15 protein-coding genes are annotated in these 17297 nt (G+C 69.2%); 2 read left to right on the top strand and 13 right to left on the bottom strand.

Annotated elements, in window-relative coordinates; translation table 11 throughout:
• Positions 1 to 21: 21 nt before the first annotated feature.
• Positions 22 to 1503 carry a flotillin family protein gene (locus JOF43_RS07085; RefSeq protein ID WP_209900633.1) on the bottom strand — a complete coding sequence of 494 codons (1482 nt, stop codon included), beginning with the start codon at positions 1501 to 1503 and terminating at the stop codon, positions 22 to 24.
• A 217-nt stretch (positions 1504 to 1720) separates the two neighbouring features.
• On the opposite strand from JOF43_RS07085, the gene JOF43_RS07080 reads away from it, so the two are divergent.
• Both JOF43_RS07080 and JOF43_RS07075 read left to right on the top strand, forming a co-directional pair.
• Positions 1721 to 2272 (top strand): SRPBCC family protein, encoded by a 552-nt coding sequence (locus tag JOF43_RS07080; protein WP_209900631.1) that lies wholly within the window; start codon positions 1721 to 1723, stop codon positions 2270 to 2272.
• 149 nt (positions 2273 to 2421) lie between these two features.
• Entirely contained in the window at positions 2422 to 4041 is a 1620-nt protein-coding gene (locus JOF43_RS07075; RefSeq protein ID WP_342592103.1) for a DEAD/DEAH box helicase, read from the top strand.
• Between the two features lie 102 nt (positions 4042 to 4143).
• On the opposite strand, the gene JOF43_RS07070 is transcribed toward JOF43_RS07075, so the two are convergent.
• The 12 genes from JOF43_RS07070 to JOF43_RS07015 form a co-directional block, all read right to left on the bottom strand.
• Positions 4144 to 5142: a LacI family DNA-binding transcriptional regulator gene (locus JOF43_RS07070; RefSeq protein ID WP_209900628.1), complete on the bottom strand. Its 999-nt coding sequence runs from the start codon at positions 5140 to 5142 to the stop codon at positions 4144 to 4146.
• Positions 5124 to 6479 (bottom strand): hypothetical protein, encoded by a 1356-nt coding sequence (locus JOF43_RS07065; RefSeq protein WP_209900626.1) that lies wholly within the window; start codon positions 6477 to 6479, stop codon positions 5124 to 5126. Before JOF43_RS07065 ends, JOF43_RS07070 begins: the two co-directional genes overlap by 19 nt.
• The gene (locus JOF43_RS07060) at positions 6476 to 7606 is read right to left on the bottom strand and encodes an N-acetylglucosamine-6-phosphate deacetylase (RefSeq protein WP_209900624.1); all 1131 of its coding nucleotides are present in this window, start codon (positions 7604 to 7606) and stop codon (positions 6476 to 6478) included. The genes JOF43_RS07065 and JOF43_RS07060 overlap by 4 nt, the downstream gene beginning before the upstream one ends.
• The gene (locus tag JOF43_RS07055; RefSeq protein WP_209900622.1) at positions 7603 to 8370 is read right to left on the bottom strand and encodes a sugar isomerase domain-containing protein; all 768 of its coding nucleotides are present in this window, start codon (positions 8368 to 8370) and stop codon (positions 7603 to 7605) included. The genes JOF43_RS07060 and JOF43_RS07055 overlap by 4 nt, the downstream gene beginning before the upstream one ends.
• Entirely contained in the window at positions 8367 to 9113 is a 747-nt protein-coding gene (locus JOF43_RS07050) for a 6-phosphogluconolactonase (RefSeq protein ID WP_209900620.1), read from the bottom strand. The genes JOF43_RS07055 and JOF43_RS07050 overlap by 4 nt, the downstream gene beginning before the upstream one ends.
• A complete protein-coding gene (locus JOF43_RS07045; RefSeq protein WP_209900618.1) occupies positions 9110 to 10402 on the bottom strand; it encodes an AGE family epimerase/isomerase in 1293 nt (430 codons plus the stop codon). The genes JOF43_RS07050 and JOF43_RS07045 overlap by 4 nt, the downstream gene beginning before the upstream one ends.
• On the bottom strand, positions 10399 to 11937 hold the full coding sequence (locus JOF43_RS07040; protein ID WP_209900616.1) for a sodium:solute symporter family protein: 1539 nt from the start codon (positions 11935 to 11937) through the stop codon (positions 10399 to 10401). The genes JOF43_RS07045 and JOF43_RS07040 overlap by 4 nt, the downstream gene beginning before the upstream one ends.
• Positions 11938 to 12208: 271 nt before the next feature.
• The gene (locus JOF43_RS07035; protein WP_209900614.1) at positions 12209 to 13201 is read right to left on the bottom strand and encodes a carbohydrate kinase; all 993 of its coding nucleotides are present in this window, start codon (positions 13199 to 13201) and stop codon (positions 12209 to 12211) included.
• Positions 13198 to 14424, bottom strand: a complete 1227-nt coding sequence (locus tag JOF43_RS07030; RefSeq protein WP_209900612.1) for an ADP-dependent glucokinase/phosphofructokinase — start codon at positions 14422 to 14424, stop codon at positions 13198 to 13200. Before JOF43_RS07030 ends, JOF43_RS07035 begins: the two co-directional genes overlap by 4 nt.
• Before the next feature lie 13 nt (positions 14425 to 14437).
• Positions 14438 to 15319: a ketose-bisphosphate aldolase gene (locus JOF43_RS07025; protein WP_209900610.1), complete on the bottom strand. Its 882-nt coding sequence runs from the start codon at positions 15317 to 15319 to the stop codon at positions 14438 to 14440.
• Between the two features lie 85 nt (positions 15320 to 15404).
• Positions 15405 to 16295: a carbohydrate ABC transporter permease gene (locus JOF43_RS07020; protein ID WP_209900608.1), complete on the bottom strand. Its 891-nt coding sequence runs from the start codon at positions 16293 to 16295 to the stop codon at positions 15405 to 15407.
• Between the two features lie 34 nt (positions 16296 to 16329).
• Entirely contained in the window at positions 16330 to 17277 is a 948-nt protein-coding gene (locus JOF43_RS07015) for a carbohydrate ABC transporter permease (RefSeq protein ID WP_209900607.1), read from the bottom strand.
• Positions 17278 to 17297 lie beyond the last annotated feature (20 nt).

The raw sequence follows: 17297 nt of genomic DNA, 5'->3' as shown, positions 1-17297 counted from the left end.
CTGAGCCGGTCGCGGGACAGGTCAGTCGGTGCCCGCCTCGTCCGTTCCGCGGCTCTGAGCCGCTGACGAGTCGCCGGCAGGAGCCGCGGCGACACCCTCAGCAGACCCGGCCCCCGTCGGCCGATCCGTCGGCTGCTCCCGCAGCGCGTCCCCGATCGCCTCACCCTGGGCCGCCCCCACGGCGCGCCCCTGGATCAGGTCCGGGATGCTCAGCCCGAGCGTCGCCTCGACGGTGTCGAACACGCCGCGCAGCGCGCCGGCGGACTCGCCGGAGAACTGCTTGCCGGCGACGTCGCCGCCGTTGCCGTCGGAGCTGACCACGGTGATCTCGCCGATCTGTGCGTAGCCCTTGGCGAAGGTCTCCATGAGGGTCGGCAACTGATCGACGACGCGCTGGGCCAGCAGCGCCTCCTGGTTCTCCCGGAGGGCCTCGGCCTCGGCGCGCATCGCGGTGGCGCGAGCCTCGCCGGCCAGGCGCTCGGCCTCGGCGTCGGCTTCGGCGCGCAACTTCACGGCGCGGGCGTCGGCGTCGGCGACCTCGGCGCGGGCCTCGGCCTGGCGACGCTCCTCGAAGGCGTCGGCTTCAGTATCCTTCTGGCGGCGGTACAGCTCGGCGTCGGCGACGCGCTTGACGTCCGCGTCCAGCTGCGCCTGCTTGTTCTCCGCCTGCTGCTGGAGCACCTCCTGGCGGGACTTCTCCCCGGCCAGGGCCTCCGCCTGCTCGGCCTGCGCCCGGGCACGGCCCACCTCGGCCTGCGCGTTCGCCTTGTTCGTGTCGAGCGCCTGCTGCTCGATGAGGTTCTGCTCCTGGTTGCGGATGCTCTCCTTGGCGACCGCGCGCTCGGCGTTGGTCTGGCTGATCTCCGCCGCCTGGCGCTTGGCCTCGATCTCCGGGGCCCCGAGCGACTGGATGTAGCCGACGTCGTCGGCGATCCCCCGGATCTGGAAGGAGTCGAGGATGAGGCCCTGCTCGCGCAGCTCCGGGATCACCGTCTCGGCGATCTGCTCGGAGAAGACCTTCCGGTCCCGCATCAGGGAGATGACCGTCTGCTGCGCGATGACGCCGCGCAGCACGCCCTCGAGCTGGTCCTGCGTGAAGGATTCGATGGCCTCGTCCTGGGAGGCGAAGCGCTCGGCCGCCCGGCGCACCAGCGCGGGGTCCGAACCGATCTTCACCAGCGCGACGGCGTCGACGGAGACGGTCACGTTGTCGGCGGACTGAGCGTCCGCGCGCATGTTCACCTGGCGCTGGCGCAGGGAGATGACCTCGTGGCGCTGGGTGACCGGATTGACGATCGCCTTGCCGTTGACCACGACGGTGGTCGCCGAGGTGCTGCCGTCCTCATTCCTCTGGCTCTTCCCGGAGATCACCAGCGCCTCGTCGGCGCGGGCGACCTTGATCCAGCTGCGGATGATGAGGAAGACGATCGCCGCGACGACGAGGACGACGACCAGGAGCGCGAGGATCAGGCCTGCGATACCGAGTCCGAGGAACGATTCCATGGCTCTGCTTTCTGAGTGGGAGGGGACGAGTGTGTTCAGGGTCCCATGAAAGTGCCGGGGATATCTCCCCTGCCGGGAAGTGACAGCGCCCCGCCGCTCGCCTCCGGACGGGCCGGGACCGGGCACGGAAGGGGCGAGATCCGCGCACAGAGGGGCCGAACTTCGCGCATGCCCTGCCCGCCTCGGCGAGAGGCCCACCACAGGTACGATCCGGCAGATGGCCAGAACACTGCAGGTCCAGGACAGCATCGACGTCGCCGCGGAGCCGATGGTGCTGTACCGACAGATCGCCGATCCCTCGCAGATGGGCCGCTGGAGCCCGGAGAACACGGGAGCCTCCGTGCCGCACCCCGGCACCCCGGCGACCGTCGGGACGACCTTCGTCGGCAGAAACCGCCGCGGCGGGACCCGCTGGGTGACGTCCTGCACCGTCACCGAGGCCGTGCCGGGTGAGCGGTTCGCCTTCGACGTCACCGCGATCGGCCCGAGGCGGCCGCTGCTGAAGGGCAATATCGCGACGTGGACCTACACGTTCGAGCCCGTCGACGGCGGCACCCTCGTCACCGAGCGGTGGACCGACCGGCGCACCCGGTGGCCCGACGCCCTGGCCGCACGGTTCGACCGGGTCGTCACCCGGGGCCACCTGTTCGCGGACTTCCAGCGAGGCAACATCGCCCGGACCCTCGCCGCCCTCCGAGCCGACGTCGGCGACGCCCCACCAGTGCAGCCCGGCGAGGGGACGGCCGGGGACGACCGGCGCGGCGTCTGAGCATCCGCGTCACTGCCGGGCACCGATAGCCTCGCAGGGTGGCCAGCCCTCGCCGATCCAGTACCCGCCGCCGCAGGTCCCCGCGCCGGAAAAGCACGCGCCCGTCGCAACGGCCGCTGCCGTTCGTCGGTCCCGGCGAGAGACTGTGGGTGCTCGACGTCCCCTACGGCACCCAGGTCGAGGGCGCCTCCTGGCACCCGACGGTGAGGATGCACCTGTTCGTCGGGCGCTCGCTGCCCGAGCACCTCGCGCCCTACGCGCCCGGGCCGCACACGCTCGGGCGCTTCCTCGAGAACACCCTCAACCCTGGGGACCCCACACCGAACCCTCAGCCGGCCGACGATCTCGAGCCACGGCAGAACCAGTACGAGGCGGCTGATGCGATCGCGGCATGCGCTGCGGCCGGTGGACGGCAGTTCCTCCTGGCCGACGAGCCCGGAGTCGGCAAGACGATCTCCGCCGTCCTCGGAGCGAGCGCGGTCGGCGACCTCCGCGGCGCGCGGCGAGTGCTCGTGGTCGCGGACCGGCCCGCCGCGATCACGATCGGGCATTGGTGCCGCACCATCACGGCTCTCGGCGATGACGGCCTGGAGTGGGTGGTGATCACCTGGGACCGCCTGGAGAAGGTCGCAGACCATCCGTGGGAGGTGATCATCGCGGACGAGGCCCACGCGCTGCGGCGGACCACGACGAAGCGGTGGAAGCTCTGGGCGCGGATCTCCGGGCACGCACGGCCGCCGGAGAAGGCACCGTTCGTCATCGCGACGACCGCGACGCCCGGCCATACGCCGCTCGAGCTGCCCTACCTCGCGCCCGCCTACGCACAGGTGCACGCTGAACCGATGGCGGAGTGGACCTCGGCGAAGCAGCCCGGCACCGACTTCGCCGCCGCCCTCGAGCGTCACGGGATCGCTCTGGAGCGGGGACGCTACGGCGCGACCTGGACCACCGACGCCACCCGTCGGGCGGAGGATCTCTCGCGGGTGCGCAGCTGGCTCGAGGACCGCCAGCCCACCGCCATGCTGCACCGCGCCGCCCCCTGGGGGCCGGTGCCGATCTCCGGGATGCCGGTGACGCTCACGCCGACGGAACGCGCGGCGTACAAGGCGGAATGGGGAGAGTTCTGCCGGGAGATGGACATCGCCCGGCGCGGCCGCAATACCGCCAAGGGCCGGGCGGCGCTGCTGCGCTTCCGGCAGAAGGCCGGGCTGATCCGCGTGGACTCCACGGTCGCCTGGATCGCCCAGCAGGTCGAGGCCGAGCGACAGGTGGCGTGCTCGGTCGAGTTCGTCGGCACCGCCGCGGACCCGATCGCCGAGCGTCTGCGGGACTCGGGCCTCGAGGTCGCCACGATCTACGGTCAAGGCCGGTTCGACGTCGAGGCCGAGCGGCTGCGCTTCCAGACCGGGCAGGCGAAGGTCTGCGTCTTCACCACGGTCGCCTCGATCAGCCTCCACGCCGGCGAGACCCTCGAAGGCGGCCGCCAGGCCAGCACCGACCCCCGCGTCGGCATCTTCCATCAGGCCCGTTTCTCGGGCATCGCGGGCCGGCAGGTCACCGGCCGCACTCACCGCGACCACCAGGTCTCCCCCTGGCACATCGCCTACGCCCAGGGCACCGTCGAAGAGCAGGTCTCCAAGGTGATGGTGGAGCGGATCGCCGCCGCCTCCGACACCGTGGGAGGCGACACCGCCGGCCTCACCGACGTCGCTCAGCTGCTCAGGGCCGACTGGCTGCCGCCTGCGAGCCTGACTGCGCAGGACGCCTGACCATTACGGAACGCCGATCTCGTCTGATGGCGTGAGCGCAGCGCTCGATGTCGCTTGCCATATGAGGTCATGCTGTCGTGACCGCACGCGGTCGAGGATCACTCAACCGACCGCCGCCACCGTTGCCCGCTCCACCAGCTCCCCCTGCAGCGCGATCCGCTGGGGCGTGAGCATCTCGCTCACCTGCCCTTCCACGACGGTCCGCACGGCCAACCGCGCCGCGTCGGCCACCTTGAGCGCGATGCTCGTCAATGGCGGCTGGGTGGTCAGTGCCACGGTGTCGTCGCAGCCCACCACGCTCACCGCACCCGGCACGGAGACCCCGCGGTCATGCAGCAGATCGATGACGGCGTGGGCGATGACGTCGTCGAAGGCGACCACGGCGGTCGGAGAGCCGGCGAGGATCTGGTCGGCGGCTGCCATCGTGTCGGCGTAGGTGCCGCTCGGGATCCGCATCGACTCGAGCGTCGCGCCGGAGCCAGCGAGGGACTCCTCGACGATGCCGCGCCGCTCACCGTCGGACCATGACCCTTCCGGCCCGCCCACGTAGACGAAGCGTTCATGACCCAGTTCGAGCAGTCGAGCCATGCACTGGCCGAGCGCATCCCGCGAACTCACCAGGATCCGGGCTGTCTCAGGCTCGTCGCGGTTGATGAACAGGACCCTGCGCCTCGCCGTGAGCTCGCACAGTTGCGCCGAAGGCAGGCGGGAACTGGCGATGATGAGGCTCTCGGATTGGGCGGTGAGGCGTTCGATGGTCCGCTTCTCGCGCTCCACATCGCCGTCGGTGTCGGCGATGAGCACGGTGTGGCCGGTCTCTTCAGCGGTGCGCTGGGCAGCGCGGATCATCGGTGGGAAGAAGGGGTTCGCGATGTCGGGGACGATCAGACCGATCGTGCGCGGCACCCCGGTGCTGAGCGCTCGGGCGTGGACGTTGGGCACGTAGCCACGCTCAGCGGCCGCGGCCCGGATCCGCTCCACCGTCTCCGGTTTCAACAGACGCGGGGCAGTGAAGGCTCGGGAGACCGTCGATGGAGAGACGCCGAGCTCGTGGGCGATCTCCACGATCGTCGGCGCCTTCTTCACCCGAGCGCCCGACATACCTCCACCGCCTTCTCCACCAGGATCTCGGCCGAGCCGGCCGCGAACGGGCCCGGCATGCCGTAGTACCGATGAGCATCCTCCACCTCGTACCCGCCGTGGGGATACTCCCCCATGGTCGGGAAGTACCCGGGGCAGCCGTCGGCATAGCCGAGCACCACGCAGGGGCCATCGACCTGTGCGCTGATCTGTTCGGCGACGGCGAGGAACGGCTCACCGGGCAGAGCCACGACGGTGACGTCTCCGAGCCGGAACGCGCTCACGCGGCCGGTCCAGTCGGCGCCCTCGGGGACGGCGCGTGCCCAGTCGAGCCACAGGCTCAGGAGCGTGGCGCGGCCAGGTTCGGCCGTTGCCAGGTCTCGTGTCCACGCGGCGCTGTCCTCGGCGACCCGTGCGGCATCAGGCCGGGTCATCGCGACCGTGACCGGTGCGGTCACGAGGGACGCCGGGCCCATGTCCCGGGAGCCGCTAGCAGGGTCCGCGCCAGCCGTGCCCGCGCCCATCGGGTCCGCGGCACTGGCCCCCTCGCCAGCAGTGCCGACGCCGGCTGGGTCCGCGGCGAGCGCAGCCTCCGCAACCCTCGTCCCCACTCGATGCGCCTCGGCGAAGGTGCGGCTCGTCGAACCCTGCAGCGAGTAGGACGCCTCGGCGCTGTGCCCGGTGTTGATGTCCCCCGCGCAACCGGTCGCGAAGACGGCGATGGAGCCCGGATTCTCGGCCTCGATCCGTTCCCGCAGGGGGTGCACGTAGTCCCCGGAGAGCAGGCGGTTCGTGCCGTCGAGCACGACGGGATGGCAGGGATAGGTGAGCAGGCTGGCGACCACGCGTCCGGCGCCGGCACCGCCAGGCACTCCCCCACTGCCCACCGCCGTGAACTGCAGCATCTGCACCGGAGGATCCACCGCACGGTCCGCATGCCGACGGTCAAAGGCGACGCCCACCCCGTGCGCGGCGCGGTACTCCATCGTGCAGGACCGGCGGGAACCTCGGGCCGACGCACCGGCTGCGATCGCGGCGTCGATGATCGCCTGCTCGATCTCGGGTTCGCAGCGGGTGAGACGGGTGGGCGTGGAGCACGGGCCGGCGTGGGTGTGGGTCGCGGTGACGATCACCTGCTCCGGCGCCTCGGGCCGCACGCCCCCGGCGATGGCTCGGCATGTTCCTTCCTCGAGTGCGCACACGTCGATCGCGATCAGCACGATCTCATCCATCGCCAGAGCTCGGGCGCCGAGCACGTCGTGCTCCCCCGCGCTCGGTTCCGTGCGGGCGGCGAAGCCCGACATGGGCACCGGCGAGGTGATGCCCAGCGGCTCGACGGCAGCTCCGACCGTGATCATGCGGGCGAGGCTTCCACGCCGTGCTGCCACACGCCCTGGATCGTCCCGTCGTCCGTGAGTGTCACGAGGTCCGCAGGGGCCCCGACGCGCAATGTGGTGTCGCGGCCGAGGATGCGGCCCGGAGTGCGGGTCACGAGCGCGAGGGCATCCGGCAGGGACAGGCTCGTCGAGCGCAGCACGAACCGCAGGCCGGCGGCCACGTCGGAGGCAGCGCCGGCCAGCAGTTCGGTGCCCACGTAGGCGAGGCGCCCGTCGGCCGTGAGCTCCACCGTGCCGCCCACGGCGGTCTGGTAGCGGCCGGGATCCTTGCCGGCGAGTTCGGTCGCGTCGGAGACCAGGAACGCCCGATCCACACCCTTGGCGCGCAGCATGACCTCCAGGGTCTCTGCCGGCAGGTGGTGCCCGTCGGCGATGAGACCGCAGGTGAGGCGGTTCTCGGCGAGCTGGGTCCAGAGCGGGTTGGGGTGGCGGGGCAGCTGCGGGAAGATCCCGTTCCCCAGGTGCGTGGACAGGCTCGCGCCGGCATCGACGGCGGCGGTGATCTGCGGTCCGGTCGCATGGGTGTGGCCGATGGCGACCTGCACGCCGAGGCCGACGATGCGGGCGATCTGTGCGGGGGCGTCGTCGGTGTGTGGGGAGAGCGTGACGATCCCGACCGGCCCAGCCTGCTGCCAGCGGGCGACCTCCTCGGGGTCGATCGGACGGATCTGCGCGGCATCGTGCACTCCGCGGGGGCCGTCCTGGTCGGAGAGGAACGGGCCTTCGACGTGGGCCAAGGGGATTGCGTGGGCGAGCTGCGGCGACGAGGCGCGAGCCTCGGCGACACAGCGCAGCGCATGGCGAATCGCCTCCTCGGAGGCGGTGACGATGGTAGGCACCCAGGTGGTGACGCCGATCCGGGCGAGCGCTGCCGTGATCTCGGCGATGCGCTCGGCGGTGACCTCCGGTCCGTTGACGTCGATCCCTGCGAAGCCGTTGACCTGGAGATCGATGAAGCCGGGTGCGAGGTACGGCAGCTCCTCGCCTGCCGGGCCCGGTCGACGGTCGATCTGGGTGATCGTCGCGTCGGCCGTGATCTCCAGCACGTCCCCGGTGACCGGGTCGAGACCGCGTACGAGCGGGCTCACAGCGATCTCACCCGTCCCGTGAAGTTCGCGATGAACTGCCCATTGGCCTCGTCCCCTCCGGGGGCGTTGCCGGAGCGCCAGATCGGCGGGTCGATGCCGCGCTCGGCGAGCGCGGCGACGGTGCTCATCATCAGCCAGTTCATGGTGAAGGCGTTCGCGAAGGTGGAGACGGCGCCGGTGCGCTCGGCGACCCCGTCGATCTCGATCGCTGCGTCCCCGACGGGGACCTTGGTGTCGAGGTGCAGGTCCACGACATCGTGCAGGTTCTGTCTCGAGGGGTGGCGCGCGGGATGCTCCGGCGCGGTGGAGTCGGCGTGGACGCGGCTGGAGACGCCGATCAGGGTGCAGCCGTGCTCCCTCGCGGTGAGCGCCGCATCGATCAGGGCGGTGTTGATCCCGTAGGCGTTCACGAGGATCAGCAGGTCGCCCGGCCCCAGCTGGTTGTCCTCGATGACGATCCGGCCGTAGCCGGGGGTGCGCTCGATCGCCATGGAGCGCAGGGCGCCGCCGGAGAGCAGGGTGCCCTCGTCGAGGATCGCGGAGACGTGCATGAGCCCGCCGGCACGGAAGAACACCTCTTGCGAGGCGAGGTTCGAGTGGCCGCCGGGGCCGTAGACGTGGATCAGGCGGTCCGCGGCGATCTGGTCCGCCAGCAGGCGCGCCGCCTCGGCGACGGCGGTCTGCTCCTCGGTGCGGATGCGGGCCATGAGGTCGGTGATGGTCTCGAAGTACTCGCTCGCGAGAGCTGCGGGATCGGTGGTCATCGGGGATCTGCCTCCGCATCGACGAACAGGTGGACATCGGGGTGGGTACGCAGCGCCGTGCCGGGGTGCGCACCGGTGATCGGCTGGTGCACGGCGTCGTGGACCGCCTGGCGCTTCACGGCCGTGGGGACGGAGGCGACGATACGTCGGGCGTTCAGCAGGCGCGGGATGGTGACGGTGATGGCGTGGACGGGCACGGCATCGAGCGAGGGAAAGTGGCCCTCGTCGACCTGCTGCTGGCGGGAGACCTCATCGAGCTCGACCACGCGCGCCGAGAGCGGGTCCGCGAAGTCCGCCGGTGGGTCGTTGAAGGCGAGGTGGCCGTTCACCCCGAGTCCGCACAGCGTGACGTCGAAGGGCTCCTCCCCCATCGCCTCGCGGTAGGTCGCGGCCGCAGCTTCCGGGTCGGCGGTGACGTCGATGCGGTGGAAGCTGCGCGGGGTGACGCGTCGGAACAGCTCGTGCTCGAGCCAGTTGCCGAAGCCCTGCGGCGCGTCCGGGGCGAGGCCGAGGTAGTCGTCCATGTGGAAGCAGTCGATCGCGCTGACGTCGAGATCCTCGGTGGCCGCGAGCGCCTGGAGCGTGGCGGACTGGCTGGGGGCGGCGGCGAGCATCAACCGGGCGCTGCCGCGTGCGGCGATGGCCTCACGCAGGATCGGGGCGGCTGCCGCCGCTGCCGCGACACCCATCTCCTGGGCGGTGGGGAGCGCGTGGATCTCCAGGGGGAAGTCAGGGGTCGTCACAGTGAAGTCTCCTCGGTGGTCGTGGTGTTGGCGGGCGTGGTGATGGCGGGCGTGGTGTGGTCCATCGCGATGTCGTGCTCGAGCGCATTCAGCAGCAGGAGCGAGCGCGCGATGTGCATCGGGTCCTTGACCGGGAGCGCCACCACCTCGTCCAGCGGGCTGCCGTCGCGGGACCGGATCTGGATCCATTCCTGGCCGTCCGGGTCTGGGAACGTGCCCAGCGTGTACTCGCGCACCCGCTCGGCCCAACGGGTGAGCTCCCGGGAGCCGGTGCGGTGGGCGAGCAGGGCCGTCGCGTACATCGCTTCAGCGTGCACCCACCAGAGCTTGGTGTCCCAGGTGTGCTCCACGAGGGCTTCGTACGGGGTATCGAGCAGGCGGCCAACGGGGGCGCCGCCGGTGTCGCGGTCGACGTAGCGCAGCAGCCCACCCTCCGCCTCGTCCCAGCCCGTCTCGAGCGCGCGCACGGCGAGCGCAGTGAGCGTCGGTTCCGGGATCGCGAGCTGCGGCAGCTGGTCGCCGACGTGCACGAGCATCCACAGCAGCTCGAGCAGGTGCCCAGGGGTGACGTGCCGGGCCAGCAGGGTGTCATGTTCGGTGGCGGCATCTGGGCGGAACTCCCACCAGCTGTCGTCGCCGAGGAACGCCTCCTCTCCCCCGATCAGCGCTGTCCGGGCGTCGGCGGTGACTCGACGTGCGTCGTCGGAGGCGTCCGCTCGGTGCAGCTCCCCGGCGACATGGACGAGCGTCATCGGACCGGCCAGGTCCCGGAACCCGAGCGGCACCGGGTACGGGGCGCTCTTCGCGGTCCGGGCGCGCAGGGAGGTCTCTGCGCCGGTCAGGGTGCGGTGAGCCTGGGAGAGCCAGCCGTGGGCCCTCTCGCCGGCGCCGCGTGCCGCACCGGCCAGGCCGAGCACGGCGAAGAGATCGGCGAAGACGCTCGTGGCCAGTTCACCGTTCTCGTCCGGCAGCTTCTTCCCGGCATCGCTGAGGCGGAAGCTGGTGCGATCGTCCGGCAGGAACGCGTGGGCGGCGAGGAACTCGGCGGTGCGGGACGCTCTGCCCCGCCAGAGGGTGCTGTCTCCCGTGAGGCGTCCGGTGTCGATCTCATCGGCGACCAGCGCGCAGGTCCAGGCCCAGCGTCCCTGCGACCACGTGTACTTCTCGCTGCTGGTGGGCTCGCCGCGGTTGGTGAAGCAGGTGTGGACTCCGCCGAGGTGGTCGTCTGCCCCTTCCCTGCTCCACCAGCCGAGCACGTCGCGCTCGAGGTGGCCCCGCAGCGCGCTCATCGGGTGGCTTCCTGAGTCGCCGCGTCAGCCGGTCCGGGGGCCGGATCATCGTGGTTCAGGGACTCGACCAGTTCGTCGACCTGCGCGCTGTGCGCCGGGCGGAGGAACCCGTAGGCGATGAACACGATGATCGAGCTCACCACGGGTGCGGTGACCGTGAGCGTCTGCTCCGTCGCGGTGCCGAGCTCGGCGATCGGGCCGGCGAGCACGTACTTGTTGAGCGCGAAGATCACGAGGCCGACGGCCCACGAGGTGATCGCCGCCGCCGAGCCGGACCGCCGGAAGGCCGGCAGGAGCCCCAGCAGCATCGGGATTGCGATCGGTCCGACGAGGGCGCCGAACCAGGCGATGAGCAGGCCGAGCACGCCGCCGAAGCTATCTGCCGTGAGCGCGATGCCCATCGACAGGGTGATGAACAGGAACGTGGTCAGGCGGGCCATGAACAGCTCGCTCCGCTCCGGCAGGAAGCCGCGGTCCCGGCGCAGCACCGGGATGATGTCCCGCACCACCACCGAGGAGATCGCGTTCGCGTCCGAAGCGGTCATCGCCATGGTGTGCGAGAACATGCCGGCGAGCACGAGGCCGATGAGCCCGGCGGGCAGCAGCTGCTGGGCCAGCAGTGCGTAGGACTGCTCGGGATCGGCCAGGTCCGGCAGGAAGATCGGAGCCGCCCACATCGGCACGAACAGCACCAGCGGCCAGATCAGGTAGAGGACGCCGGAGAAGATCATGGAGCGGCGTGCCGCAGCACCGTCAGCGGTGGAGATCATGCGCATCGCGAGGTTCCAGGTGCCGCCGTTGTAGGACAGCGTGGAGATGACGCAGTAGGCGAGGAAGAACCAGAGGGTGAGGTCGTCGTTGAAGGGCAGGGCGTGGCCGGAAGGCAGCTGATCCCACATGGTCCACAGCGAGGAGATCCCGCCGAGCTTCACGAGGACGATCAGGAGCATCGCGATGGCCGCGATGAACTGGATGATGAACTGGCCGAGGTCGGTGAGGACGTCCGCCCAGATCCCGCCGATCGTGGAGTAGACCATGGTGACGCCGCCGACCACGAGGATCCCCCACACCATCGGCAGGCCCGCGAAGACCTGCAGGAGGATGGCGCTGGCCACCCACTTCGCCGCCACGTCGAACACCTTCAACAGCGCGCCGGACCACGCGAGCAGCTGCTCGGTGGGCACGTTGAAGCGCGTGGCCAGGTACTCCAGCGGCGAGATGATGCCGAGCTTGCGCCGCAGGCGGGGCCAGCGCGGCGCGAACAGCCAGGCGCCGATGCTGCAGGCCACGGTGATGCTCAGAGCCCACCAGACGTAGACGGCGAAGCCGGTGGTGTAGGCGAGCGCGGCGTAGCCCACGAAGACCGCGGCGGAGTAGCCGGACATGTGATGGGAGATGCCCACCAGCCAGGCAGGCAGCTTCCCGCCGGCGACGTAGAAGTCCGAGGCGTCGCTGATCTTCGACTTCGCGTAGAGCCCGATCAGGACCATCACGACGAAGTAGCCGGCGATGACGACCCAGTCAAGAACAGCCATTGTTCTCCCTCATCTCTTGAGCTTGGTGCCCGGGAGCGTGGCACGCAAACGTGTGCATGGCGAGGGGTCCGCCGAACGTGATGCCTTCGTGACCGGAGGACTTCAGGGTTCAGCGCCGCGCAACTACGAGAAGTTGCCAGAAGACATCGCCGAACGCGTCCCCCTGCGGCGGGTGTGGATGCTTCGGGACAACTGAGGCGGGAACTATCGGCGGGTGCGTTTTACGACTTCTCCGCGAGTGCCACTCACACCGTCGGCTCCTGAACGCAGCTCATGCGGGATTTGGCGGCCGAGCCACGATCACTTCCAGGTCTTCGAGTCCGTCGATCGTCACTGATCCCCATACGTGCGGTACCGAGAACGCCGACCCTCTGTCCAGTGTGATCAGATCACCTGATTCGTTCTTCGCACGCCCCGCACCCGCGGTCACGATGAGGACGGCGAACCCCGCCTCGATCTCGTCACCCGCTCGCAGCCGATCGACGCGGAACGGCGCATTGGCCCCGTCCAGCAGATCACCCGTCGTCCCGCCTCCCGCGGAGACGAACTGGTCGACCACCGCCCGCTCGATCCCAGCCACCACCGCTCCTGCGGCCGTCTCGTCGTCGAGTCCCAGATGTCCTCCCGCTCCTCCGGGCAGCGGGAAGTCCTTCCACTCCAGGAAGATCGAGAGATCGGCAGGCTCCTGCACCTCGACCATGAACGAGCCGCTGCCGATCGCGTGCGGGATGCCTGGCGGGCAGTACACGACGTCCCCTGCCGTGACGGTGAGCTGGTGCATCAGCTCGAGCACCGGGGCGGTCTCCCCCGCTCTCAGCAGGGGCAGCACCTGGTCGCGGGTCACCTCGGGGAGGAATCCGATGTGGGCCTCCCCATCGGTGAGGTAGACCCAGGCCTCCGCTTTGCCATGCGTCAGTCCGAGGTGCTCCTCGGAGAACTCGCGGCTGGGGTGAATATGCACGGGCAGGCGTTCTCCGGCGTCGAGCAGCTTGGTGAGCACTTCAGTGTCTTCGCCGAACGCGGCGACGTGCTCGGCGCCGAGCCACGCCACGGGGTCCGCAGCGATCGCGTCGCGCAGCAAACGCCCGTCGGGCAGGACGGACAGGCCCAGGCCCGGCTCCCCCGTGACTTCCGTGGTCGAGCCCACCCAATCCTCGGGCTCGAACTCCCCGTGCACGGCCACTTCACGGAACGCGGCGATCCGTGCACCGCCTCGGTAGAAGCGTCCCGGTGGCTGGTTGCGGTCGAGATGTGCGGGTTTCATGAGATCACCCGAGTCGATGAAGGTTCCAGCAGTGCACCGGCCTCGACGAGCCCGGCGATGAACCCGCCGAGGAAGGTGTCGCCGAGGCCGATGGTCGTGGGGGTCGAGGTGCGGAGCTCGCGCGCCGGCACCACCGTGACCGGAGCGGCCAGCAGCGCGGGCAACGTCGCGGCAACGGCCTTTCCGTGGAGGCTCCGCGGGCGAGCTCGCACCGTCTCGAGCGAGCTCGCCTGCGCGTCGTCGCCATCGAGGAACCTCCCCCCGGCAGCGAGGATCCCGTTCTCGAGTGCTCCGTCGAGCTCGTGAGCGTAAGCTCCAGCGGCAAGGGCCCAGTACTTCGAGTGCACCATCACCACACCTCCCGGCAGGTGATCCAGCACCATCTCGAGTGCAGCGGCGATCTGCTCGGCATCCGTGACATCCACAGGTCGGCCGGTGAAGGACGCGAGCTCGTCCTCGTTCATCCCGACCACGGAGGCTCTGCGGGCGATCTCCGACCACACTCTGCGGCGGAAGCTGGGCACGTGGTAGTCGGCGTCCTCATAGAGGACCCGCAGGCCGGAGGGAGCGTCGTCGAGGATGCCGCGGAGCGTGACGAGACGATCCTCGAGAATCCGCTCGTCCCGGATCGAGTTCAGCCCGGAGAGCACGACCACTCCCCCGGGCTGCAGCCACTCCGGCAGGGTGTCGTGGAGCGGGGTGAGCTCGCTGACCGGGTCGTGTACGAGGATCACGCGGTTCGCGTGCGCTGCTTCGAGAGCCCCGTCGCTCAACTGCAGGCGCAGTCCCTCGGGGTACTGGACGATCAGGTGCGGCACGTACTCCGCGGGAGGCGTCCGCGCCGGCACGGTGGAGCCCTCGACGAGCAGGCTCTCGAAGATCTCGTCCCGGCCGGGAACGTGGAGCAGGTTCGGGTGTCCCAGCTGCGCCAAGGTCCGACCGGCTCGCACGTTGGTCCCGCCCAGGGTCGTCGCGTGCTCGAAGTGGCTCTCGAAGTCGAGGACGGCGTCGACGGTTGAGACGTAGCGCTCGCCGCCGACGCCGTCCCGCAGGAAGTCCAGGACGCTGATGAGCAGATCACGTTCTGTTGTGAGTGTGGTCGGCTGCCGGATCTCTGCCAGCGAGAGGGCGTGGTCGTCGACCAGCGCCTGCAGTCTCGACGGGTCGAGGGCGACCTCGCTGTCAAGACAGCCGCCCAATCCCAGCACGATCGATGGGGTCATCAGCGTCGCCCCCTCAGCGCAGGTCGGTGAGCCGCGGGTAGAGCGCGGCCTTGCCGTCGGCAGCGAACAGGCGGATCTTGTGGGCAGCGGTCTCCTTCATGGCCCCGACGCAGTCGGGCTGGATGACGTTGGGCTCCCGCATGCCGCCGTCCTGCAGCACCTCGCGCATCTTCTGGTGGTAGGCGACCTTGATGTCGCTGGAGATGTTGATCTTGTTGACCCCGAGCGTCACGGCCTCTGCGATCTCGTCGTCGGGGTTGTTGGAGCCGCCGTGGAGCACCAGGGGGATCGACACCGCGGCCTTCAGCTCCTTGAGCAGATCGAGCTTCAGCTCCGGCTTAAGGTGGGAGGGGTAGATCCCGTGCCGGGTACCGATGGCCACTGCGAGGCTGTCCACCCCGGTCCTCTCGACGAAGTCCCGCGCCACCTCGGGGTCGGTGTAGATGATGTCGTCGGTGCCCGCCTCGGCCTCGTCGTCGGTCTTGCCGATGGTGCCGAGCTCCGCCTCGACGGACAGTCTCAGCGGGTGGGCCACACCGACGGCCTGCTGGGTGAGCTCGACGTTTTGCTCGTACTCATGCATGGAGCCGTCGAGCATCACGGAGGTGAAGCCGGTGCGCACTGCCTGCAGCATCTGCTCGTAGGTGGTGCCGTGGTCGAAGTGGATCGCCACCGGGACCGATGCCTTCCGGGACGCCTGGATGATCGACGGCATGACGTCCTCGCCCGCGTGCGCCAGCTCGTCGGGGTGGATTGCGACGATGAGTGGACTGTCCAGCTCTTCGCTGATCTCGATGATTCCCCGCATCATCGCCCAGTCGCTGATGTTGAACGCCGGCACCGCGAAGGAGTTCTCATTCGCAGTGGTCAGCAGATCGATTCCGTTGATGAGCATTCGCTCGGTCCTTTCGTCGGACCCGGACGCTCTCGCCCGGGGGTTCAGGGGTGGGCCGGCTTCGGATGCGGGCCGACCCGGGTGGTCAGGCCTTGACCGCTCCGGCGGACATCCCGCTGAGGAAGTACCGCTGGAAGAAGGTGAACAGCACCAGAATCGGAATGGAGCCGAGGATGCTCATCGCCATGATCTGGCTCCAGTCGTAGGAGTGCTGTCCCATGAGCAGCTGGATGCCGATCGGCACGGTCCGCATCTCGTTCGTGCGAGTGAGGGTGAGTGCGAACAAGTACTCGTTCCACGCGATCATGAAGGTATAGACACCAACGGACACGAGCCCGGGGACGGAGATCGGCAGCAGGATCCGGAAGAGCACCGTGAGCGGGCCGGCGCCGTCGACCATGACGGCTTCGTCGAGCTCTCTGGGAAGGGTGTTGAAGTACCCGGTCATCATGATGATCGCGTAAGGCAGCGTGAACACCATGTACGTGAGGATCAGCCCGCCATAGGTGTCATAAAGCCCCAGCGTGACGACGAGTCCGAAGTACGGGATCAGCAAGGTGATCGGCGGGACGGCCTGCACCGAGATGATGAGAACGTTCAGGGCCCGCTTGAAGGGGAACTCGTAGCGGCTGAGCGCGTAGGCGGCGAGCACCGAGACCAGCAGTGTCAGCACCGTGACGGATCCGGCCACGACGTAACTGTTCAGGAAGAAGCGCAGCTTGCCACCATCGGCGAAGATCGCGGCGTACGAGTCGAAGTTCATGGCCGAGGTGATGAGCTTCGGCGGCCAGTCGAACACCTGCCCGTTCGGCTTGAACGACGTCGAAGCCATCCAGACGATCGGCAGTGCGGGGAAGAGAGCGCACGCGATCAACAGCGCATGGATGCCGATCCTCTTGGGCGCTGCGCTCCTCTGGGGGCGGCGCAGCGCAGCAGGCGCGGGGCCGCGGTCGGTGGTGCTGTGGGCGTGGGACATCTGAGGTGTCGTCCTTTCGCGCAGGGCAGTCATCTCAATCACGCGCCCTTTGCTGACGGACGTACAGGACCGCGAGGATCATCGAGAGCAGTAGGACGACGACTGCGCTGGCGGACGCCGCGCTGAAGTCGTAGGTCGAGAACGCGAGCTTGTACGTGTAGGTGCTCAGCATCTCCGTGCTGTCCACGGGGCCCCCGCCGGTCGTCATCCAGATCAGAGCGAACTGCTGGGTAGTCCAGATGAAGTCGAGGATGGCCATGCTGAGGATGATCGGGCGCAGCTGCGGGATGGTGACGTGGAAGAACTGATGGATGATGCCGGCGCCGTCCACACGAGCCGCTTCGTAGAGGTCCTTCGGGATCCCTTGGAGCCCGGCGAGCAGGCTGACCATGAAGAAGGGGTAACCGCACCAGATGTTGATGAAGATGATGATGGGAAGTGCGGTGCTCGAGTTCGCGAGCCACTCGACGCCGGAATCGGTGATGCCGAACGTGGTGACCAGATAGTTCACGATGCCGTTCGGGTTCAGCAGCATGCGCCACAGCACCGCCACGACGGCGACGGTGAAGAGCCAGGGCAGGATGAACACCGTGCGGAAGATCGCTCGCACCAGCGGGCTGAGCAGCTCGGAGTTCAGCAGGGTCGCGAATCCGATGCCGATGATGAAGTGGGCGATGACACTGATGCCGGCGAAGAGCGCGGTGTTCGCGGTCGCCGTCCAGAAGGTGCCGTCGGAGAGCACCTGACGGTACTTCTCCAGGCCGACGAATTCCGTGGACGGGATGGTGACTGCCGAGTCCTGGAACGAGTACCAGATGACCATGACGATCGGAACCACCATGAGCACGAGCATGACGAGGAGGGTCGGGGTGAGGAAGGCGTACGGGCGAAGCGGCGATCCGTGGACACTGTGCCGGTTGCGGCCATGTGGCCGCTCGGGCAACGACCCACGCGAAGGGTCTACGGCAGTGGATGTGGTCATGAGTTCTCCTTCGACGGAGT

The organism is Brachybacterium sacelli (genome assembly GCF_017876545.1).
GTDB classification, from domain to species: domain Bacteria; phylum Actinomycetota; class Actinomycetes; order Actinomycetales; family Dermabacteraceae; genus Brachybacterium; species Brachybacterium sacelli.
The sequence above is the reverse complement of the archived record's forward strand: the minus strand, read 5'-3'. Positions and strand labels throughout refer to the sequence as shown.